Below are 20,233 nucleotides of genomic sequence, written 5' to 3' on the forward strand. Positions count from 1 at the left end.
AACAACGGCGTCACCCACCGCTCCCCCGCACTTGCGGACCGCAACGATCAACCCCCAGGCATTGGCAGAATCCCCCGCTGTGGGAGCACCGAATCACACCGTTCGGGTTACCCAACGTAGTTTTGACATTTCCGCACGGACGGTTGTCAGTCCGTTGCTGTCAGGTGCTCCCGGAGGAACTCCACGGTCCGCGTCCGGGCGTGGTACGCCGAGTTCGGCGGGTCCTCGCGCAGGTCCCGGGTGAGCACCGAATGGGCGCCCCTGGTGTACCCGTCCGGATTGCCCGGCGCCGAGTCCAGCTCGATCACTTCGAACGCGTCACCGAGCTGCGCACGGAGCGTGACGAACCGGTCCGCCGGCGCCATCCGGTCCTGACTGAACCGCATCCCGAGAACGCACAGCCCGTCGGTGCGGGTGCGTTCCTTGACCGTTTCGAGCTCCCGCTCCGACAGACCGGGATCGCGGCGCAACTTCGCGCTCACCGGGAACGGCGTCGACGGCTGGCTCAGTACCGGCGCCTTCACCACGTCCTCCACCGCGGTGGCGAGCGCGAACCCTCCGGTGAAGCACATCCCGATCACACCGACACCACGGCCCGGCGTCCGCGCGGCCAGGTCGGTCGCGACAGCCCGCAGGTACTTCGTGATTGGACGCTCGGCGTTCGCCGCGAAGCACCGGAACTCCTTCGACACGCACAGCCGCGCGAGCACGCCCAGCGCGTACCCGGTGGTCTCCGGGCGTCCCGGCGTACCGAATGGCGACGGGATCACGACCGTGAACCCCTCGCTCACCAGATGCTCGCCGAACGCGGCCACCTCAGGCGTCAGACCAGGGATCTCCGGAATCAGCACGACACCGGGGCCTTCACCCTTCTCGAAGCAGTCAAAGGTCAGGCCACCGCCACTGAACGGTGCCCTCCGCCAGGAGCCCAGGTCTGCATTCATGGAGAGAAGTCTGCATCACGGGGCGTAGTGCTGGACGGCGCCACCTTGGGAGAGGTCGACGAGGGTGTGGGCCAGGGACTTCGCGTCGGCCAGGACTTCTGTCAGGTCCATGGTCGTGAGTTGGCGGTCGCGCACCACGACCTGGCCGGCGACGAGCACGGTGACGACGTCGGAAGCCCGGATGGAGTACACGAGCGCGGCGCGTGGGTCGTGGACCGGTTGGTTGTGCGGTGCGCTGAGGTCGACGAGGGCGATGTCGGCTTGGCGGCCGGGCTCGAGTACGCCGATCTCGTCCTTGAGTCCGGCGGCTGCGGCGCTGCCCCGGGTGGCGAGGCGGAGCGTGTCCGACAGGGTCATCCATTCGGCGTCGCGCTCGCGCTGCTTCTGGGTGAGGGCGACCATGCGGATCGCTTCCCAGACGTCGAGCGTGTTGTGTACGGCGGCCCCGTCGGTGCCGACACCCACGTCGACGCCCGCTGATCGCAGGGCCTTGATCGGGGTGACCTCGCCCATCGCGAGTTTGAGGTACACCTTCGGGCAACACGCGACCGTCGTACGGTCGGCGTACCGCTCGAGAATTGGCAGATCCTCCGCCCGGATGCCGCAGCCGTGCGCGATCAGGGCACCGGCCTCGAGGACACCGGTCCGCTCGAGCACCTGGATCGGCGTGACACCGCGCTTGTCGAGCGAGGCCTGCGTCTGGTCATCCGTCTCGGCGGCATGCAGATGGATCCGTCGCCCGTCGGACCGCGCGAGGTCCGCCGTACGCCGCAGGTCCTCGTCGGTCACCGTGTACGTCGCGTGCGGTCCGAGGCTCGCGGTGATGCGCGGATGCAGGCTGCCGAGCTCGCGGGTCATCTCGAACGTCGCGGCCTGTCCTCCTGTCTGTCCTGCTGTCTGTCCTGTTGATGAGAAGAACGTTGGCGCGAGATCCGCCCTGATCCCGGACTCGATCGCGGCAGCGGCGATCTGGTCGGCGTGAAAGTAGTGATCGACGAACGTGGTCACGCCGGCCAGCAACATCTCCGCACACGCCAGCCGCGCACCGACCCGCACCCGCTCCGGCGTCAGGTTCACCTCCATCGGCCAGATCCGCCGATTGAACCAGTCCTCGATCGCCAGATCCTCCGCCGCACCCCGCATCATCACCATCGGACTATGCGTATGCGAGTTCACCAACCCCGGCACCGCCAGCAGCCCACTCCCGTCAACCACCTCGGCAGGCGGTTCACCCGCCCCCGCATCCGGAGCGCCGGAGGTCGGCGTGATCGCGACGATTCGATCGTCCTGAACCTGGATGTCCTGCTCCTCGTCGACGCGGCACTCCCCCTGTTCGGGCACGATCAGAACGGAGACATTGCGGATCAGCACTCGCGACATTCACCCTCCTGGCCGCTCGTCGACGTACAGCAGTCTCGCCGACCCACAGGTCCACCTGACGGATCCCAAGCCCACGGCAACTCGATGCTGACGAACGACGACCTGCGCCAGACCGCCGGCGTATTTCCATACGAGCACCTGCCGGCCATCCGCTCCCTCTGCATCGCGCGCACGGAGGCGTCTCAGAACGCAGACGACCCCGAGGCCCTCGAGCTCCGCGCACGCCTGGAGACTGCCGCTCACACGCTGCGCGCGTCCGGACCGGAATCCTGACGGCAGGCCGAGACGGACATCGAAGACATCGCCCACCCGCGTCGCCACTCATCCCGACCACCCGGCCCTCGGCCTCACCAGTCACTCCGGAGGGTCTCGTGGGTCGATCCGGTGGGTGCCGTTGGGATCGACGTGGAAGGTGAACCCGTGGGGCGTGGTCCACTCGAGCGTCCTGTAGTCGACCCGGCGCACGTTCCAGCCGCGGGCATGGGTCTTCACCCGGTGCCCGAACCTGCCCAGCGGCGCAAGGTTCGTCGTACTCGTCTGGCCGGTGGGTCCGTGCGGGTCGTACGGCTCGATGTGATCGAGATCGATCGTGCTGGTGGTCTCCCGGTTGCCGTACGGAAACAGCTCGACCGGGTAGGTGAACCTGACGCGATCACGGATCCGGGTCGGAATCTCATACGCATCAACACTCACCGCATCATTCAGATCGATCACCGGCTTCACCGTGTACGGCCCATAACCGATCACTTCGGCCAGTTGCGCCGCAAGCAACGGCCCGATCGTCTCGACCCGCAGTACACCGCTGCCGGTGGCCAGCGTGTGGTCGGTGAGATGCACGACCACCTCGGTCTGCCCCGGACGCACCTGCCCCACCCGCGCCGATCCCAGACGCACCTGTCCCGCACGGGCCGATCCCGGACGCACCAGTCCCTTGGTCCCGTTGATCGGGTCTGCCGGTCCCGCCGGCGCACCGGGGCACGCCAACTCGGCTGAACCGCCGAGTCCGGCTGGACCGTCAGGTTCGGCTGGACCGTCAGGTTCGGCTGGACCGCGCGGCCTTTCCGAGCTGCCCGGGTGGAGTGTTCCGCCTGGGCCAGCGGGGCGGCATGGGCTGCCCGAGTCAAGCGGACTGCCAGGGCCGGCAGAGTTGCTGGGGTTGGCCTGGCGGGTGAGATTGGCCTGGCGGGCGGGGATGCCGGGCTCGGCAAGGTTGGCGGGCTCGGCAAGGTTGGCGGGGTGGGTGGGGTAGCTCGGGTTGGCGTAGGCGTCCTGCTTGATCTGCGCGAGCCGGGCGCGGAGTGCCCGCAACGCGGCGGCATCCATCGCCGAACCCTCCCCGGGTTCGTTGCACGCATCCGCATCCGCGGCCTGGGCTGCTGTCCGCCGGTCGAACGGGTCCGTTGGCGGGTCGGGGTCGTAGGGAGCGGCGGCTTCCAGCCACGGATCGTCCGGCGGACCCGAGGGCTCGACCAGATCGAGCGAGTCCGGCGATTCGAGCGACGGGCTCGGCGCACTCGCCGGCGCGGCGGAAGCCGGACGGGGGCCGGACCCCTGCAGTTCGAACGAATCCGGTGGCTCGGGCGAGCCCGGTGGCTCGGGCGAGTCCTGTGGCTCGAGAGGGTCTGGTCGGCGTCGGGAGCCGGGAAGCGGCCGGTCGAGGACGCTGGCCTGCGGCCCATCCCCCGCGCGCTCACCAACCGGCACCACCGCATCGCCCGGCACCACGTCGTCCTGCACCCCCGGGCTGTCCTGCACCACCGGGTTGCTCGGCATCACCACGTCGTCCTGCATCACCACGTCGTCCTGCACTGCCGCGTCGTCCTGCACCACCGCCTCGTTCGGCACCGGGTTGTCCTGCATCACCACGTCGTTCGGCGCCGCCGGGTCGTCCTGCACCATCGCGTCGTTCGGCATCACCGGGTTGTCGGGTGTGGCCGGGTTGTCTGGTGGGGCTGTTTCGATGTGGGTGCGGGCTTGGGTGAGGAGTTCTTGGGCGAAGCGGGGGTCGGACAGGATCTCGAGGGCGTCGGCGCGGCGGTGCTGGATGGGGCGGATGTCGCCGAGTTTCTTGAGGGCGTCGGCGAGGTCGGTGATGGTCGCGTTGAACCGGTTGGCTGCGGCGGCCGCGGCTTTGATGTAGATGGTTTTGTTGCCGTGGCCGTCGCCGCGGCCGATGTAGACGCCGCGTTCGTCGGCGGCCTCGGCGGTTTCGTCGGCGGCTTGGGCGGGGTCGGCGTGGTTGCGCGCGGCGCGGGCGATCTTCTCGAGCCGGTGCGGGGAGATGGTGTCGATCACGGCGGCGACCTTGCGGTCGACGTAGGCGGCGGCGAGGCGGTCGAGTTTGGTGCAGGCGCGCACGATCTGGCGGGCCTTCCACGGAGTGGCCTCACCGGCCAGGATCGCGATCCAGGTGCGGGGGAAGCGGTGGCGGAGGGCGAGGGCGTCGGCGAGCAGGTCGCGGCCGACCCCGGCCGAGACGCCGAGGACGAGGGCGAGTTCGGCGATCGCGAACTCGGCGATTTCGGGGCAGCCGTCGCCGCCGAGTACCACGGCGCGTTCGCGGCCGTCGGTGGCGCGGCGGGTGGGGCGGGTCGGGCAGATGGAGGGGTGGTGGCGGTCGGCGTAGATCTGGGCGCATTCGAGTAGCCGCGCGTCGGCCTGGCTGGCGATGGCGCGGCATTCCGCGGCGTTTTCCAGCAGGTCGCGGGTCGGGAGCGACTCCAGATCTTCCTCGAACATGTGTTCGATTCTATGCTAGGTGGGACGGCCGGTTCAAGCCGGTGGCGGGCTCGGATTCCCTTATCCACAAGGGGGAATGTCACACCCTCGGCGTGCCAGGAAACGTGTATGCGGCGGCGGTCACGAGTCGGTGGCGGGTGGTCTGGAGAGGTGATGCGATTGGTCGGGAGCGCTGAGGTGGGCTGGCTGCGCCCTGTCCACGCGGCGCTATCCGCGCAGTGCGGGGGCGGTGCGCTGCGGTGCAGGGGCGGTGCGGTGCCGGGCGGTGCAGTGCCGGGCGGGGCAGTCCGGTGCAGGGCGCTGCGGTGCAGGAGCGGTGGGCGTGGCAGGGCGGTGGAGGGCAGTACGGGTGCGGAGCAGGCGGCGCGGAGCAGGCGGCGCGGCGTGACAAGGCGGTGGAGGGCAGTACGGGTGCGGAGCAGGCGGCGCGGAGCAGGCGGCGCGGCGTGACAAGGCGGTGGAGGGCAGTGCGGGTACAGCGCGGAGCAGGCCAGCGCGGTGGCAGCGTGGCGCGCTGCGTGCAGCGCGAGCGGTGCGGTGCAGGGAGGCGCAGCGGGGCAGGCCGGTAGAGGGCAGTGCGGGGGGCAGTGCGGGGGGCAGAGCACTGCATGTCGCAGTGCGTGCGGTGCGGTGCGGTGCAGGCGGTGCGGTGTGGTGTGGTGCAGGCTGCGCGGTGTGGCGGGTCGGTGGAGGGCAGTGCGGGTGCGGGGCCGACAGTGCGGTGCAGGGTGGCTCGGAGCAGGCGGTGCGGTGCGGTGCGCGGTGGTGCGGCGCAGGGCGGTTCGAGGGGTGTGGTGCGGGCTGCGAAGGGCGTTGTTTTTAAGGTGAAACGGCGCTGTTTCGGCCCGCTCTCTAGAGGTCGGTGTGCGCGCGAGTCAGGCAATCATCCTGCGTGTGTGAGGGACGAGCGGGGGCCGAGGCGTACGCGGGTGCGGCAGGGCGGAAGGGGGTCGGTGCGTGTGTCGACGTGCGGTCGGCGCGAACTCGTGCGGCGCCAGCGGGTCGCACCCCGGCCGCGTCGGCCGGGGTGCGGGCGTGGGTGAGGACTGGACCGTGGGGTGGGATGAGGCGCAGGGCCGTGGGGCTGGGCCGTGGGGCTGGGATTTGGGGCTGGGCCGTGGAAGGCGTTTGTGTGTGGCTTGGTGGTCGCGGTGGGGGTGCGGGTGGGGCGTGCCGTGAGTTGGGTTTGGAGGGGAACGTTTGTTCGAGTTTCGGGTAGGGTGGGGGGATGGGTGGTGATCTTCAGGGGTCGTTGCTGGATGCTTTTGCGGATCCTTTGTTGGGGTCTTTGGGTGGGCTGGCGCGGGCTGAGTTGGGGCGTGGGGCCTGGGTTGATGTGCTGCCGGGGTGGCTGACGGGGGCGGATCAGGTGTATGAGCGGCTGGCTCGGGAGGTGCCTTGGCAGGCGGAGCGGCGGCAGATGTACGACCGGGTGGTGGATGTGCCTCGGTTGTTGTGTTTTTACGGGGAGAACGCCGAGTTGCCGGTGCCGATTCTGGATGAGGCGCGGGATGCCTTGAGTGCGCATTACGCGGACGAGTTGGGTGAGCCGTTCCGGACGGCGGGGTTGTGTTACTACCGGGACGGGCGGGACAGCGTCGCGTGGCATGGGGATCGGATCGGGCGCGGGAATCACGAGGACACGATGGTGGCGATCTTGTCGGTGGGTGAGCCTCGGGTGCTGGCGCTGCGGCCGCGGCCGGGGGCGTCGAGTGGGCCGGTCGGCTCGACTGTGCGGTATCCGTTGGGGCATGGGGATCTGATCGTCATGGGCGGCTCCTGCCAGCGGACTTGGGAGCATGCGATTCCGAAGGCGGCGGGGCGGGTCGGGCCGCGGATCAGTATTCAGTTCCGGCCGCGTGGGGTGCGGTGACGGCGTTCAGGCGGCGGCGGATTCGGTGATGGCCGGTTGGTGGATGCCGTCCTTGGTGGCTACGTAGAAGCCGAGTAGGCGGATGCCGACGGCCTCGCAGATGGTGGTGGCGGCTTCTGCCCATTCGGTGTCGAAGTCGGGCAGGTGGGTGGGGCCGGGGCGGCCGAGGACGAGGACCAGGGCTGTGCCGGGGGCGGTGTGGACGGCCGGGATAACCGGATGCAGGGCGGTCGCGCAGATTTGAGCGGGGCTGAGGCTCGCATGACCGGGGTGCGGGTTGGGGAGGCAGTTTGCGGGGAGATCGATGAGTAGGGTCGCTCGGTAGCGGGCGTCGGGGTCGCAGATGAGGACGGTGAAGCTGCCTCGCCGGCGGTCGCCGAGGCTGACCATGAGGTCTACGACGTCGGCGGTGAGGTCGGGGTCGGTGAGTGGCTGGTCCACCCAGGTCGCGGAGAGATTCTCGAAGCTCATGTCTGTAAAGGTGCCGTGATTCCCACCCTCGATCCGGGTTGTCCACAGGGCAAAGTGGCCCATCGTTCGGCATTACGAATGGACCTGAAACCTGGGCCGTCAAACCCATAGGCTCAAGGACATGAGCAGCAGACTTGGGCAGATGCTTCCCCCGGCCGGAGCGCCGCGGGACCTGGCGATGGCGCAGTTGGCGAACGCGGTCGGCGACGGCGCGTTCGTCGTCACCTCGGCGTTGTTCTTCACCCGCGTCGTCGGGCTCTCGACCGCGGAGGTCGGTCTCGGGCTGACGATCGCCTGGCTGGTGGGATTCCTGGCCGGCGTGCCGCTGGGCAACCTCGCGGATCGGCGCGGAGCGCGCGGCACCGCGGTCCTGCTGGCGCTGACGACCGCAACCGCTGTCGCGTCGTTCCTGGTTGTCAGGAGCTTCGCCGGCTTCCTCATCGCCGCCATCGTCTACGCGTGCAGCCAGACCGGACTGACCGCGGCGCGGCAGGCGTTGCTGGCCGGGCTGGTCGCCCCGGCCGAGCGGACCAGGATCCGCGCGTTTCTGCAGTCCACGGTGAACGCAGGGCTCGCGTTCGGCGCGCTCCTCGGCGGTGTGGCGCTCCGGTTCGACAGCAAAGCGGCGTACCTGATCGTGTTCGGGATCGACGCGCTGAGCTTCCTGATCGCCGCCGGCCTGCTCAAAAGGGTGCCGTCGATCGCGACCACCCGCCGGGTCGTGGGTGAGCCGCGGCTGGCGGTGCTGCATGACCGTCCGTACGCCGTTCTCGCGCTGATCAATGCGGTGATGCTGCTCTTCATGCCGCTGATCAGCCTGGTCGGTCCGCTCTGGATCGTCACCCGCACCAGCGCCCCCAGCTGGGTGGTCGCCTCGCTGATGATCGTGAACACGCTCGGCGTCACGTTGTTCCAGGTCCGGATCGCGAAGAGCGTCAAGGATCTCCGCACCGCATCCCGCAGTGTCCGGTACGCCGGAGTCGCCATGCTGGCCGCCTGCGCGGTGTTTGCCACCACGGCAGCAACCACAGGCGCCACCACAGCAGGTGTTCTCATCGTTGCCGCGGCGCTGCTGACGCTAGGAGAGATGAAGCTCGCGTCCGGCGCCTGGGAGATCAGCTTCGGACTCGCACCGGCTGACAAGCAGGGTCAGTACCAGGGCTTCTTCGGCACCGGCCCCGCGATCGCCAGGATGCTCGGCCCGGCGCTGCTCACCACGGTCATCCTCGGATGGGGTCCGATCGGCTGGCTGGTGGTCGGTGCACTGTTCCTGGGGACCAGTTGCGCAACTGGTCCCGCCGTACGATGGGCTGCGCGGACGAGGGCCGTCAACGAGGACGCCACGCCGTCGCTGGTAGAGGAGAGCGCCGCCTGATGGAGATTCCCGGACTGGTCGAAATCACTACGCAGGACGAGCTGCGGGCGATCGTCCCGCAACCGCTGGCAGCAGCTGCCGGCAAGGCCCGCAAGGAGCTGCACGACCTGGATCGCGAGTGGCTCGCGGCGTCGCCGTTCTGCCTCATCGCCACCTCCGCCGACGACGGCACCTGCGACGTCTCCCCCAAGGGCGACCCGGCCGGATTCACCAAGGTCCTCGATGCCGGCACCATCGCGATCCCCGAGCGCGCCGGCAACCGGCGGGTCGACGGCTTCACCAACATCATCTCCAACCCGCATGTCGGGCTGATCTACTTCCTGCCCGGCCGCGGTGACACGCTGCGGATCAACGGCCGCGCGCGGATCGTCAGCGAGGCGCCGTTCTTCGACGAGATGATCGTGAAGGGCAACCGCCCGCAGCTCGCCCTGCTGGTCGAGATCGAGGAGATCTTCCACCACTGCTCGAAGGCGTTCCTGCGCTCGAAGCTCTGGAAGCCCGAGACCTGGGATCCGGACGCGCTGCCGGCCCGGGCGCGGATCTCGCAGGCGCTGGAGCGCCCCGACGAGGAGCTCTCGACGCTCGAGGAGTACTACGGGCAGGCGTACGAGGAGAAGATCTATAAGGTTCAGTACTGAACTACCTCAGCCGGCGCAGGCCGATGTACTCCGTGGCGACGATGACATCGCCCCGGCCGCCCTCTACGGTTTCGTAGTGTGACCGAACCTGTCCACGTCCCGACCTTCGGGGCCCGTGTGCGCCGCATCCTGCTGCCGGTGGCGCTGGCCGTGTTCTCGGTGGTGGGGTCGTTCGGCGCGTCGCGTGGTCAGGCCGACCGCCACGCGCCCGACTGGATCATGGTGGTCCTGCTGCTGGTCGGCGCACTGTCCCTGTACTGGCTGCGGAGCAATCCGATCCCGGTGCTGTGGGCAACTGTCATCTCGACGCTGATCTACATGCTCCGCGAGTACGCGTGGGGCCCGGTCATCTTCGCGTTCGTGATCGCCGTGTTCACCACGATCCGGCTCGGTCACCGGCTGGCGGGCTGGGTCGGGCTGGTCACGTTGTACGTCGGGCACGTCGGCGGACGGATGATCCTCGGCATCAACCATGACGGCGTGTACCAGGTCCTGCTCGTCGGCACCTGCTTCTGCGTACTGGGGTTCGTCGCCGAACTCTTCCGCGCCCATCGCGACCGTGTCATGGCGGCCGCACGTACACGGGAAGAGGAAGAACTGCGCCGAGCCGGCGAGGAACGCCTGCGGATCGCGCAGGAGCTCCACGACGTCGTGGCGCACCACATCTCGCTCATCAACGTGCAAGCGTCCACCGCGCTACACCTGGTCGATCGGCAGCCGGAGCAGGCCGCTCCGGCGCTGTCCGCGATCAAGGACGCGAGCAAGGAAGCCCTGGTCGAGTTGCGATCGATCGTCGGCGTACTGCGTCAATCCGACGAGTCTGCGCCCCGTCAACCAGTCGCGGGGCTGGATCACCTGGACCACTTGATCAGCCGCACCGCGAGGGCCGGGCTCGAGGTGCACAAGATCGTTCACGGCGAGCCGCGACCGTTGCCGAGCGGGCTGGACCGGGCCGCGTTCCGCATCATCCAGGAGTCCCTGACCAACGTCGTACGGCATGCGCGCGCGACGTCGGCGACGGTTCGGATCCAGTTCGGCGAGCAGGCGCTGGTGCTCCAGATCGACGACAACGGCGAGTGCCTGGACGGACCGCCGAAGGAGGGCAACGGCATCTCCGGGATGCGCGAGCGTGCCACCGCGCTCGGCGGCACGCTGACCGCGAACCGCACACCAGCCGGTGGTCTGCGGATCACGGCGACCCTGCCGTCGCTAGGGCAGGCGGACGTGGGACGGGTTCAGCTCGGCAACGCTGGAGACGCCGAGTAGCGCCATCGTGCGCCGGACCTCCTTGGTGAGGATGTCCGCGGCGCGGGCGACACCGCGCTGGCCGCCGACCATCAGGCCGTACAGGTACGCGCGGCCGACCAGGCAGGCGTCGGCGCCGAGTGCGATCGCCGCGACGATGTCGGCGCCGGACATGATGCCGGTGTCGAGGTAGATCTCCGCGTCGGTCCCGATCGCCTTCCGGACCTCCGGGAGGATGCGCAGCGGTGTCGGGGCGCGGTCGAGCTGGCGACCGCCGTGGTTGGACAGCACGACCGCGTCGGCGCCCGCGTCGACCACCCGGCGCGCGTCCTCGACGGTCTGGATGCCCTTGACGATCAGGGGTCCGTCCCAGATCGACCGCAGCCAGTTGAGGTCGTCGATCGTCATCGTCGGGTCGAACAGCTTGTCGAGCAGTTCGGCGACCGTGCCGTCCCATGTGGACAGCGAGGCGAACGTCAGCGGTCGCGTGGTGAGCAGGTTGGCCCACCAGGCTGGGTGCAGGGACGCGTCCAGGACGGTCTTCACGGTCAGCGACGGCGGGATCGTGAAGCCGTTGCGTACGTCGCGCAGACGCGCGCCGGCGACCGGTACGTCGACGGTCAGCATCAGCGCCTCGTACCCGGCGGCGGCCGACCGCTTCACCAGGTCCTCACCGGCGGTGCGGTCCTTCCAGACGTACAGCTGGAACCACTTGCGCGCGTTCGGCGCCGCGGCCGCGACGTCCTCGATCGAGGTGGTGCCCATCGTCGACAGCGCGTACGGGATGCCGACCTGCTCGGCGACCTTCACGACCGCGCTCTCACCTTCGTGGTTCATCATCCGGGTGAACCCGGTCGGCGCGAACGCGAACGGCAGTTCGGAGCGGCCGCCGAGGATCGACGTACCGAGGTCGATGTCCGACACGTCCCGCAGGATCGACGGCTGCAGCTCCATCTCGGCGAACAGTCGGCGGGCGCGGCGCAGGCTGATCTCCGCCTCGGCGGCACCGTCGGTGTAGTCGAACACCGAACGCGGCGTCCGGCGCTTCGCGAGCGCCCGCAGGTCCGCGATCGTCAGCGCCTTCTCCAGCCGCCGCTCGGTCGGGTTCACTGTGACCGGCTTCGGCCGCAGCAGCGGCTTCAGCTCGGACCATTTGGGCAGCTGGCGATCGGTCATCACAACACCATATCGTGTGGTCTGACCACACAGGTAGTGTCGTCCACATGAAGAACTACGAGCTGGTCCTGCATCGGGTCGAGGCCGACCTGGCGGCGGGGCGGCTGCGGATCGGCGGGCGGTTGCCGGGTGAGCGGACGCTGGCCGAGCAGCTCGGGATCAGCCGGCCGTCGGTGCGGGAGGCGGTCCGGGTGCTCGAGGCGATGGGCGTCGTACGCACCGCGACCGGATCCGGCCCGGAGGCGGGGGCGGTCATCGTGGCGGAGCCGGTGTCGCCGTTGACCGCCGTACTGCGGTTGCACCTGGCAACCAATCACCTGCCGATGGGTGACGTCGTGCAGACCCGTCTGCTGCTGGAGTCCTGGACGGCGCGGGAGGCGGCGGCGCGGGAACTCGGGCCGGACGAGCTGAAGGTCGCGGAGGAGCTGCTGGACCGGATGGACGACCCCGGGTTGTCGCCGGAGGAGTTCCATCTGCTCGACGCGGAGTTCCACGTCGCGCTGTCCGCGCTCGCCGGGAACGTGCTGATCGCGGCGGTGATGACGTCGTTGCGGACGGCGATCCACGGGTACGTGCTGGCCGCCGTACCCAATCTGCCGGACTGGGAGGCGACGGCCGTCGGGCTGCGGTCCGAGCACCGGTCGATCCTCGCGGCGGTGCGCGGCGGTGCGCCGGAGCGCGCGGCCGAGCTCGTGACCGCGCACATCCGGGGGTTCTACCAGGCTGCTCAATTAGGGGGCGTCTGAAGCGACAGGAAGTCAGGGGGGTTCGACTTTGGTCGGTGGTGGGAACTGCCTGCGGCCGCCTAGTCTCGGCGGCATGGAGGAGTCGTGCGTGCCGCGGAAGCCGTCGAAGCGGGTGTACTTCGTTGCGACTGGCGCGATCGCTGTGATGGTCGCGATGACGATCGTCGGGCGGCTGCCGGATCCGGAGCACCGGACGTTCCTGCTGCTCGACCTCGCGGTCGGTCTCCTCTCGGTCGCGCTCATCCCAGTAGTGATCCGCCGGCCGGTACCGGGCGCGATCGCCTTGGCGGTGCTGGCCGTCCTCTCCCCCGCCGCGACTCCGCCGTCCACCGTCGGCACGCTGTCCGTCGCGTTGCGCCGGCCGTTGCGTACGGCGATCCTGGTCGCCCTCGCCGGTACGGTGGCGCATCTGATTCAGGGCCTGTGGCAACCGATCAACGGCCTGCCGTTCCTGTGGTTCGCCGTACTGGATGTCGTCGTGCACGCCGCGCTGGTCGGTTGGGGGCAGGGCGTGCAGGCCCGCCAGCAGTTGCTCGAATCGCTGCGGGAGCGTGCCCGTCGCGCGGAGGCCGAGCAGGGGCGCCGGGTCGCCGAGGCGCGGACCCTCGAGCGCACCAAGATGGCGCGCGAGATGCACGACGTACTCGCACATCGCCTGTCGCTGCTCGCGACGTACGCCGGGGCGCTCGAGTATCGCCCGGATTCGTCGCCGGAGAAGCTCGCGAACGCGGCCGGCGTGATCCGCACCGGCGTACACCAGGCGCTCGACGAGCTCCGCGAGGTGATCAACGTGCTGCGCGACGAGGATGTGTACGAAGGGCGGCCGCAGCCGACGTTCGGGGATCTGCGCGCGCTGGTCGACGAGTCGCGGGAGGCGGGTACGACGATCGCGTACGACGACCAGGTGGCGGATCCGGCGTCGTTGCCACCGGCAACCGGCAGGACGGCGTACCGGGTCGTGCAGGAAGGACTCACGAACGCGCGCAAGCACGCCGCGGGGCATCCGGTGACCGTGCTGGTGGCGGGGCGCGCGGGCGACGCGTTGCGGATCGAGCTGACGAACCCGGCGTCGAACGGTACGCCGTTGGCGCCGGGTAGCGGGACCGGCCTGGTCGGGCTGACCGAGCGCGTGCAACTCGCGGGCGGCACGCTGGACCACGGGCAGGCGCCCGGTGGCGGATTCCGGCTGGAGGCCTCGCTACCGTGGCCCTCGTGAACATCAGGGTCTTGGTGGTGGACGACGACGCGCTGGTCAGGGCCAGCCTCGAGATGATGCTCGACGGCGCGAACGGGATCTCCGTGGTCGGGCAGGCCGCCGACGGGGACGAAGTACCGGCCGCTGTCGACGCCCACTTCCCGGACATCGTGCTAATGGACCTGCGGATGCCGCGGGTGGACGGCATCGTCGCGACGCGGCGGCTGCGGGCGCGGACGAATCCGCCCGAGGTCGTGGTGCTCACCACGTTCGACACCGACGAGAACGTCCTGCACGCGCTCCGCGCCGGGGCGAGCGGATTCCTGCTCAAGGACACGCCGCCGGCGCAGATCGTCGACGCCGTACGCCGGGTCGCGGCCGGTGACCCGATCCTCTCGCCGGCGATCACGCGCCGGTTGATGGACCGCGCCGCCACCCAGGCCGACGCGCACACGATCGCGCAACAGCAACTGAAGCGGTTGTCGCCACGGGAGTACGACGTGATGCTCGCGGTCGCGCAGGGCAAGGCGAACGCGCAGATCGGCGCGGAGCTGTACATGAGCCTGGCGACGGTGAAGGCGCACATCTCGCACATCCTCACCAAGCTGGAACTCGGGAACCGGACCCAGATCGCGCTCCTCGCCCACGACGCCGGGCTGGCATAAGCTCCAGCGCATGATTCGGGTGTTGCTGGCGGACGATCAGGCGTTGGTGCGGGCCGGGTTCCGGTCGTTGCTGAACGCCGAGGACGACATCACGGTGGTCGGCGAGGTGCCGGACGGCGCCGAGGCGGTCGCGGTGGCGCGGCGGGAGAAGCCCGACGTGGTGCTGATGGACATCCGGATGCCGGGGATGGACGGTCTGGAGGCGACGCGGCAGATCGGCGCGGATCCTGAGCTGGCCGACGTTCACGTGGTGATCCTGACGACGTTCGACCTGGACGAGTACGTGTTCGAGGCGCTGCGCGTCGGGGCCAGCGGGTTCCTCGTGAAGGACACCGAGCCGGTCGAGCTGCTGCAGGCCGTGCGGGTGGTGGCGCGCGGGGATGCGCTGCTGTCGCCTGGGGTGACGCGGCGACTCGTGGCCGAGTTCGCGTCGCGGTCGCGGCAGCCACATGCGAGCAAGGAACTCGACGTACTCACGGAACGCGAGAAGGAGATCGTCGCACTCGTCGGAGAAGGGTTGTCGAACGACGAGATCGCCGGGCGGCTCGTGCTGAGTCCGGCGACCGCGAAAACCCATGTCAGCCGAGCAATGATCAAACTCGGCGTCCGCGACCGCGCCCAACTCGTCGTACTCGCCTATCAGACCGGCCTGGTACGCCCGGGCTGGCTGGGTTGATCCCACTACTCCGACGGAGGTAGGCGGGGTCACTCCCTCGAGGCGACGCGGTGGGTGGCTTGTGCGCGGCACTCTCGATGCATGGATGCGCTAGTTGAGGTCAGTGGGCTGACCAAGAGGTACGGCGGCACCTTGGCGGTTGATGGTGTCGATCTGAACGTGTTGCCGGGTGAGGTGTACGGGTTCCTCGGGCCGAACGGGGCGGGGAAGACGACCACGCTCCGGATCCTGACCGGGCTGATCGCGCCGACGAGCGGGAGCGTGCGGGTGCTGGGCGGGCGGCCCGGGGAGTCCGACGTACTGGGGCGGACCGGGTCGATGATCGAGTCGCCGGCGTTCTACCCGTACCTGTCGGGGCTCGACAACCTGCGGCTGCTGGCCGAGTACGCCGGGGTGTCGCGGCAGCGGATCGACGAGGTGCTCGAGCTCGTCGACCTCACCGATCGCGCGAAGGACCGGTTCTCGACGTACTCCCTGGGGATGAAGCAACGCCTCGGTGTCGCGGCCGCGCTCCTCAAGGACCCGGAGCTGGTGATCCTCGACGAGCCGACCAACGGACTCGACCCGGCCGGCATGCGCGACATGCGCCGGCTGATCCGCGAGCTCGGCACCGAAGGCCGGACCGTGCTGCTGTCCAGCCACCTGCTCGGCGAGGTGCAGCAGATCTGCGACCGGGTCGGCATCATCAACGCCGGCCGAATGGTTGCCGAGCACAACGTCGAGGAGCTGCGCGGCGAGCAGGAACTCGTCGTCCGCGCCACCCCTCGCGAGGACGCGCAGCGACTCCTGACCCGCTTCGGCAGCGTTCACCAGTACGACGACACGCTGCGGGTGCAGGTGGATCCCGCGAAGGCCGCCGAGGTGAACCGCGCGCTCGTCGAGGCCGGGATCGAAGTGTCCGAGCTGCGCACCGGCGAGCGAGCGCTCGAGGACATCTTCTTCGAGCTGACCACCGCGAAGGAGCAGAGCGATGCTGGGTAGCTACCGCGCGGAGATCCTCAAGCTCCGCAAGCGATCCGCCGTCTGGGTGCTGTTCGGCGCCGGCCTGGTGCTGAGCCTGATCTTCGGCTACCTGCTGCCGTACCTCGGCTACGCGACCGGTGACGACAACCCGCAGACCGACGGCGTACCGCGCGCCGAGATCCTCCGCGGCATGCTGCCGGCCCACGTCATCGACAACACGATCGGCGGGTACCCGATCTTCGCCGGCGCGCTCGCACTCGTACTGGGCGCGATCGTGATCGGCGGCGAGTACACCTGGGGAACGCTGAAGACCGTCCTCACCCAGCGCCCACGGCGCGGCACGATCCTCGGCGCGCAGTTCCTGGCGCTGGGCACGATGATCGCGCTCTGGGTGCTCGGGATCTTCGCCGCCTGCGCACTCTGCAGCGTCGGCATCGCCGCGGCCGAAGACGGTTCGACGAGCTGGCCGGGCGCCGGCGATCTCGTGCAAGGACTCGCGGGCGGCTGGCTGGTGCTGATGACGTGGTGCCTGGCCGGCGCCGTGCTGGCCGTTGCCTTCCGCAACGTTGCGCTGCCGATCGGCCTCGGCGTCGTGTGGATCCTCGGCATCGAGACGCTACTGGCCGGCGTGGTGAGCAGCCTGCTACCGAGCCTCAAATGGCTGGCCAACATCCTGCCTGGCACCAACGCCGGCTCCCTCGTCTTCAGCGTGACAGGAATGGCAGCCACCGACGCCCCACCAGGCGTCCGCGACGCCGTCGACGGCGGCCGCGCCCTACTGACCCTGCTCGCCTACTGCGCAGTCTTCGCGGTCCTCGCCGCCTGGACCACGCGACGGAGGGACGTCACCTGAAACACAGTTGCTCCCCGCGCCGGGGTCCAGCAGTATCGCGGGCATGACGCACCCAGCCGAACGACCAGTAGCCCTCGTCACCGGCGTCGGCCGGACCGTTGGCATCGGCGCCGGCATCGCCCGCCGCCTGGCCGCCTCGGGGTGGGACATCGCGTTCACCTACTGGACGGCGTACGACGAACGCATGCGGTGGGGCGTCCAGTCCGGGGCCACGGACGAGATCTCTCAGGAGCTCACGGCCCTCGGCGCCACCGTCGTACCGATCGAAGCCGATCTCGTCGAAGCCGACGCACCCGAGCGGATCTTCGTCGCCGCCGAGGAACAGCTCTGCAACGTCACGGCGCTCGTCATGTGCCACTGTGAGTCAGTCGACTCCAGCATCCTCGACACCACGATCGAGAGCTTCGACCGGCACTTCGCGGTCAACGCGCGGGCGACGTGGCTACTGATCCGCGAGTACGCCCGGCGATTCGCCGGACCGCACGGCACCGGCCGGATCGTCGCGCTGACCAGCGACCACACAGTCCACAACCTGCCGTACGGCGCGAGCAAGGGCGCCTTGGACCGCATCACACACTGGCGGCCGCGCAGGAACTCTCCCACCTGGGCCTGACTGCGAACGTGATCAACCCCGGCCCGATCGACACCGGCTGGATGACCGACGAGATCCGCAGCGCCGGTACCCGGCAGACGCCGCTCGGAAGACTCGGTACGCCGGAGGACACCGCCAACCTGGTCGAGTTCCTCTGCTCCGAGCGCGGCCAATGGATCAACGCCCAACTACTCAAGAGCAACGGCGGCTCGGCCTAGTGCCGCACCCGCCGAGGTCAGCTGATGCCGGCGTGGATCAGGGCTAGTTCGCAGAACATGGCGTTGGCCCAGGAGAACCATTCTCGGGTGAACTTGCGGGGGTCGTCGACGTCGAAGCCCTCGTGCATCTGGCCGGTGCCGCCGGTGGTGTCGCGGAGGAGTTCCAGCAGCTGTTGGCGTTCCTCCGCCGACGTGCTCGAAATCCCCTGTACGGCAAGGGCGATGTGCCAGATGTAGCGCGGCGGGGTGTGCGGGCTGCCGATGCCGGCGGCCGCGGTTCCGCTGTAGTAGTAGGGGTTCTCGGGGCTGAGCAGCAATGAGCGCGTCGCGAGGTACGTCGGGTCGTCCGGGGCGGCGTACCCGGTGAGCGGGATCGACAGCAGGCTCGGCATGTTGGCGTCGTCCATCAGCAACGTCTCGCCCAGCCCATCGACCTCGTAGGCGTAGACGCGACCGTGCTCCGGATGCTCCACCGTGCCGAACGAAGCGATGCCCTCGTCGATCTCGGCCTTCAACGTCTTCGCGCGATCGGCCAGCGGCTCGTCCCGCAGTACCTCGGTCGCGATCTCCTGCAGGTACCCGAGCACCACCGACGCGAACATGTTCCCGGGCACGTTGAAGCCCAGCTCCGTCGCGTCGTCACTCGGCCGGAACGCGCTCCACGACATCCCGGTCGGTCGCGTCAGCCGCCCACGTCCCTCGCGGACGAGCGTGTCCGACGGACGGTCGTGGTGCCTCTGGAAGCGGTACGGCGAACGCGCCTCGTGATCCTGCTCCACGGTCCACAGCTCGACGATCGCCTCCGCGGCGGCCCGGTACCGGTTGTCGATCACGTCCGCGCGACCGGTGATCCGCCACAGCCGGTACGCCAGCTCGAGCGGGAAGCACAGCGAGTCGATCTCGTACTTGCGCTCCCACACCCACGGCGACATCTCGGTCTCGTCCGAGGTGTGCCCGGCGCCGTTCGCGTCCTGGTTGAAGGCGTTCGCGTACGGGTCCAGGACGACGTACTCGAGCTGCCGGTGAAGCACGCCGATCAGGACGTCCTGCAGGCCCGGGTCGTCCTTGCACAGCAGCAGGTACGGGCGGAGCTGCGCGGCCGAGTCACGCAACCACATCGCCGGGATGTCGCCGGTGAGGACGAACGTCGTACCGTCCGGCAGCGGCTCGGCGACGGCCGGCAGGTTGCCGGCCATCGAGCGCTGGAACATCTCCGCGATCGCGTCGTCACCGGTGGCCTCCCGGACGGCCGCAGCGGCGCGGGCGAGGACCTCGGGGTCGATCATCAACACTTCTACCTTTCACCGATCAGTGAGGGGCTGGGCGAAAACGTGCGGTCGAGGACCAGGCTCGCGGCGCCGATCGCGCCGACATCCGCGCCGAGCGCCGTACCCGTGACGTCGAACGGGTGCACTGCCGCCAGCAGGAAACGTCCTTCCAGCGCGGTGCGCACGCGGTCGTGCAGAACCGGGGCGAGCTGCTCCCAGTGCGGGCCGCCGAAGACGACGCGCTCCAGGTCGAGCAGGTTCGCGATGTCCTCGACCACTTTGGCGATCCGCTCCGCGAGCGTGGTGAGGATGTCCAGGGCGGCACCCGGGCTGCCGGCGTGCGCGCACAGCTGGGCAAAGGCGGTTTCCACCGCGAGCCGGTCGTCGAGGTCGATGCCTTCGGCAAGTACTCCGGCGCGCATCGCCTGCTCCACCAGGTATCTGGGCTGGCTCGCCTCACCGACGCACCCGCGCCGCCCGCAGTAGCAGAGCGGACCGTCGGGATCGACGATCACGTGGCCGATCTCGCCGACGTTGCTCGACGAACCACGGACCACCTCGTCACCGATCACCAACCCGGCGCCGACACCGGTGCCGAGGTAGAAGAACACGAAGCTGCCGCCCTGACCGGCCCACTTCTCCGCGGACGCGGCCGCGGTCACGTCCTTGTCGAGGACGATCGGCAGACCGGTCCGTTCGCTCAGCTCGTCGCGGAGCGGGACGAGGTGCCAGGTCGAGAGGTTCGGCGGGTCGACGACCACACCGCGCTCGACGTCGATCGGCCCGGGCGCGGCGATCCCGACACCGGAGACCCGGTCGCGCGGTGCACCGGACGCGGCGATCACTTCCTCGATCGTCTTCGCGATGCCGTCGATGAGTACGCCGGGGTCGTCGGCGTACTGGTCGACCGGCCGCCGCGCGACCACCTCGCCGGTGAGATCGAGCAGTACGACGGTGACGACGGACGGATCCAGATGGACGCCGACGGCGTACTGACCGGTGGGCTCGAGCTCGAGCAGGGTCCGTGGTTTACCGAGGCCGGCGCCGCGCAACCGGCCGGCTTCGCGGACCAGGCCGGCGTCGAGCAGGCGGCGCACGATGTTGGAGATCGCCTGACCGGACAGGCCGGTCGCCTCGGCCAGCTCGACGCGGCTCAGCTGCTCGCTGCGGCGGATCGCGTCCAGCACCACGGCATCGTTGAATCCCCCGACGCGAT

20 protein-coding genes are annotated in these 20,233 nt (G+C 69.4%); 13 read left to right on the top strand and 7 right to left on the bottom strand.

Features of this window, described 5'->3' with window-relative positions; all coding sequences use genetic code 11:
* Window positions 1-146: 146 nt before the first annotated feature.
* Both ACWF0M_RS28385 and ACWF0M_RS28390 read right to left on the bottom strand, forming a co-directional pair.
* Complete coding sequence (locus ACWF0M_RS28385; RefSeq protein ID WP_452238772.1) at window positions 147-944, bottom strand: dienelactone hydrolase family protein; 798 nt, start codon at window positions 942-944, stop codon at window positions 147-149.
* 15 nt (window positions 945-959) lie between these two features.
* A complete protein-coding gene (locus ACWF0M_RS28390) occupies window positions 960-2,324 on the bottom strand; it encodes an amidohydrolase (protein WP_452238773.1) in 1,365 nt (454 codons plus the stop codon).
* Window positions 2,325-2,408: 84 nt separating this feature from the next.
* Here ACWF0M_RS28390 and ACWF0M_RS28395 point away from each other — a divergent pair, with 84 nt between their 5' ends.
* Window positions 2,409-2,597, top strand: a complete 189-nt coding sequence (locus ACWF0M_RS28395; RefSeq protein WP_452238774.1) for a hypothetical protein — start codon at window positions 2,409-2,411, stop codon at window positions 2,595-2,597.
* Between the two features lie 81 nt (window positions 2,598-2,678).
* Here the strand turns inward: ACWF0M_RS28395 and ACWF0M_RS28400 are convergent, their stop codons facing one another.
* Complete coding sequence (locus tag ACWF0M_RS28400; protein ID WP_452238775.1) at window positions 2,679-5,063, bottom strand: DUF222 domain-containing protein; 2,385 nt, start codon at window positions 5,061-5,063, stop codon at window positions 2,679-2,681.
* A gap of 1,369 nt (window positions 5,064-6,432) precedes the next feature.
* Here ACWF0M_RS28400 and ACWF0M_RS28405 point away from each other — a divergent pair.
* Entirely contained in the window at window positions 6,433-6,936 is a 504-nt protein-coding gene (locus tag ACWF0M_RS28405) for an alpha-ketoglutarate-dependent dioxygenase AlkB (RefSeq protein WP_452238776.1), read from the top strand.
* Window positions 6,937-6,942: 6 nt separating this feature from the next.
* Here ACWF0M_RS28405 and ACWF0M_RS28410 read toward each other — a convergent pair whose 3' ends face one another.
* Complete coding sequence (locus tag ACWF0M_RS28410; protein ID WP_452238777.1) at window positions 6,943-7,407, bottom strand: hypothetical protein; 465 nt, start codon at window positions 7,405-7,407, stop codon at window positions 6,943-6,945.
* 121 nt (window positions 7,408-7,528) lie between these two features.
* Here ACWF0M_RS28410 and ACWF0M_RS28415 point away from each other — a divergent pair, with 121 nt between their 5' ends.
* From ACWF0M_RS28415 to ACWF0M_RS28425, 3 genes are all read left to right on the top strand, one after another.
* The gene (locus ACWF0M_RS28415; RefSeq protein ID WP_452238778.1) at window positions 7,529-8,782 is read left to right on the top strand and encodes an MFS transporter; all 1,254 of its coding nucleotides are present in this window, start codon (window positions 7,529-7,531) and stop codon (window positions 8,780-8,782) included.
* Window positions 8,782-9,420, top strand: coding sequence for a pyridoxamine 5'-phosphate oxidase family protein (locus ACWF0M_RS28420; protein WP_452238779.1), 639 nt, complete (start codon window positions 8,782-8,784; stop codon window positions 9,418-9,420). Before ACWF0M_RS28415 ends, ACWF0M_RS28420 begins: the two co-directional genes overlap by 1 nt.
* Window positions 9,421-9,498: 78 nt before the next feature.
* Window positions 9,499-10,686, top strand: coding sequence for a sensor histidine kinase (locus ACWF0M_RS28425; protein WP_452238780.1), 1,188 nt, complete (start codon window positions 9,499-9,501; stop codon window positions 10,684-10,686).
* Here ACWF0M_RS28425 and ACWF0M_RS28430 read toward each other — a convergent pair.
* Entirely contained in the window at window positions 10,630-11,841 is a 1,212-nt protein-coding gene (locus ACWF0M_RS28430) for an alpha-hydroxy acid oxidase (protein ID WP_452238781.1), read from the bottom strand. The two genes, ACWF0M_RS28425 and ACWF0M_RS28430, sit on opposite strands and share 57 nt — an antisense overlap.
* A 47-nt stretch (window positions 11,842-11,888) precedes the next feature.
* Here ACWF0M_RS28430 and ACWF0M_RS28435 point away from each other — a divergent pair, with 47 nt between their 5' ends.
* The 8 genes from ACWF0M_RS28435 (at window position 11,889) to ACWF0M_RS28470 (ending at window position 17,749) form a co-directional block, all read left to right on the top strand.
* Window positions 11,889-12,587 carry a FadR/GntR family transcriptional regulator gene (locus ACWF0M_RS28435; RefSeq protein WP_452238782.1) on the top strand — a complete coding sequence of 233 codons (699 nt, stop codon included), beginning with the start codon at window positions 11,889-11,891 and terminating at the stop codon, window positions 12,585-12,587.
* A gap of 73 nt (window positions 12,588-12,660) precedes the next feature.
* Window positions 12,661-13,803: a sensor histidine kinase gene (locus ACWF0M_RS28440; RefSeq protein ID WP_452238783.1), complete on the top strand. Its 1,143-nt coding sequence runs from the start codon at window positions 12,661-12,663 to the stop codon at window positions 13,801-13,803.
* Window positions 13,800-14,447, top strand: a complete 648-nt coding sequence (locus ACWF0M_RS28445; protein ID WP_452238784.1) for a response regulator — start codon at window positions 13,800-13,802, stop codon at window positions 14,445-14,447. The genes ACWF0M_RS28440 and ACWF0M_RS28445 overlap by 4 nt, the downstream gene beginning before the upstream one ends.
* A gap of 10 nt (window positions 14,448-14,457) precedes the next feature.
* Window positions 14,458-15,123: a response regulator gene (locus ACWF0M_RS28450; protein WP_452238785.1), complete on the top strand. Its 666-nt coding sequence runs from the start codon at window positions 14,458-14,460 to the stop codon at window positions 15,121-15,123.
* An 81-nt stretch (window positions 15,124-15,204) separates the two neighbouring features.
* Complete coding sequence (locus ACWF0M_RS28455) at window positions 15,205-16,104, top strand: ABC transporter ATP-binding protein (RefSeq protein ID WP_452238786.1); 900 nt, start codon at window positions 15,205-15,207, stop codon at window positions 16,102-16,104.
* Complete coding sequence (locus ACWF0M_RS28460; protein ID WP_452238787.1) at window positions 16,094-16,939, top strand: ABC transporter permease subunit; 846 nt, start codon at window positions 16,094-16,096, stop codon at window positions 16,937-16,939. Before ACWF0M_RS28455 ends, ACWF0M_RS28460 begins: the two co-directional genes overlap by 11 nt.
* A gap of 43 nt (window positions 16,940-16,982) precedes the next feature.
* Window positions 16,983-17,552 (top strand): SDR family NAD(P)-dependent oxidoreductase, encoded by a 570-nt coding sequence (locus ACWF0M_RS28465; RefSeq protein ID WP_452238788.1) that lies wholly within the window; start codon window positions 16,983-16,985, stop codon window positions 17,550-17,552.
* A gap of 8 nt (window positions 17,553-17,560) precedes the next feature.
* Complete coding sequence (locus ACWF0M_RS28470; protein WP_452238789.1) at window positions 17,561-17,749, top strand: SDR family oxidoreductase; 189 nt, start codon at window positions 17,561-17,563, stop codon at window positions 17,747-17,749.
* A gap of 17 nt (window positions 17,750-17,766) precedes the next feature.
* Here the strand turns inward: ACWF0M_RS28470 and ACWF0M_RS28475 are convergent, their stop codons facing one another.
* Entirely contained in the window at window positions 17,767-19,035 is a 1,269-nt protein-coding gene (locus ACWF0M_RS28475; protein WP_452238790.1) for a glycoside hydrolase family 125 protein, read from the bottom strand.
* A gap of 8 nt (window positions 19,036-19,043) precedes the next feature.
* Complete coding sequence (locus tag ACWF0M_RS28480; protein ID WP_452238791.1) at window positions 19,044-20,204, bottom strand: ROK family transcriptional regulator; 1,161 nt, start codon at window positions 20,202-20,204, stop codon at window positions 19,044-19,046.
* Window positions 20,205-20,233: the final 29 nt, after the last annotated feature.

The sequence above is a fragment of the Kribbella sp. NPDC055110 genome, assembly GCF_053607525.1.

What these genes read in the sequence shown, in the direction of transcription:
- ACWF0M_RS28455 (WP_452238786.1), top strand. Translation starts at nt 15,205, where the DNA reads ATGGATGCGCTAGTTGAGGTCAGTGGGCTGACCAAGAGGTACGGCGGC.
- ACWF0M_RS28395 (WP_452238774.1), top strand. Translation starts at nt 2,409, where the DNA reads ATGCTGACGAACGACGACCTGCGCCAGACCGCCGGCGTATTTCCATAC.
- ACWF0M_RS28435 (WP_452238782.1), top strand. Translation starts at nt 11,889, where the DNA reads ATGAAGAACTACGAGCTGGTCCTGCATCGGGTCGAGGCCGACCTGGCG.
- ACWF0M_RS28440 (WP_452238783.1), top strand. Translation starts at nt 12,661, where the DNA reads ATGGAGGAGTCGTGCGTGCCGCGGAAGCCGTCGAAGCGGGTGTACTTC.
- ACWF0M_RS28385 (WP_452238772.1), bottom strand. Translation starts at nt 944, where the DNA reads ATGAATGCAGACCTGGGCTCCTGGCGGAGGGCACCGTTCAGTGGCGGT.
- ACWF0M_RS28475 (WP_452238790.1), bottom strand. Translation starts at nt 19,035, where the DNA reads ATGATCGACCCCGAGGTCCTCGCCCGCGCCGCTGCGGCCGTCCGGGAG.
- ACWF0M_RS28450 (WP_452238785.1), top strand. Translation starts at nt 14,458, where the DNA reads ATGATTCGGGTGTTGCTGGCGGACGATCAGGCGTTGGTGCGGGCCGGG.
- ACWF0M_RS28420 (WP_452238779.1), top strand. Translation starts at nt 8,782, where the DNA reads ATGGAGATTCCCGGACTGGTCGAAATCACTACGCAGGACGAGCTGCGG.
- ACWF0M_RS28430 (WP_452238781.1), bottom strand. Translation starts at nt 11,841, where the DNA reads ATGACCGATCGCCAGCTGCCCAAATGGTCCGAGCTGAAGCCGCTGCTG.
- ACWF0M_RS28390 (WP_452238773.1), bottom strand. Translation starts at nt 2,324, where the DNA reads ATGTCGCGAGTGCTGATCCGCAATGTCTCCGTTCTGATCGTGCCCGAA.
- ACWF0M_RS28415 (WP_452238778.1), top strand. Translation starts at nt 7,529, where the DNA reads ATGAGCAGCAGACTTGGGCAGATGCTTCCCCCGGCCGGAGCGCCGCGG.
- ACWF0M_RS28400 (WP_452238775.1), bottom strand. Translation starts at nt 5,063, where the DNA reads ATGTTCGAGGAAGATCTGGAGTCGCTCCCGACCCGCGACCTGCTGGAA.
- ACWF0M_RS28460 (WP_452238787.1), top strand. Translation starts at nt 16,094, where the DNA reads ATGCTGGGTAGCTACCGCGCGGAGATCCTCAAGCTCCGCAAGCGATCC.
- ACWF0M_RS28465 (WP_452238788.1), top strand. Translation starts at nt 16,983, where the DNA reads ATGACGCACCCAGCCGAACGACCAGTAGCCCTCGTCACCGGCGTCGGC.
- ACWF0M_RS28410 (WP_452238777.1), bottom strand. Translation starts at nt 7,407, where the DNA reads ATGAGCTTCGAGAATCTCTCCGCGACCTGGGTGGACCAGCCACTCACC.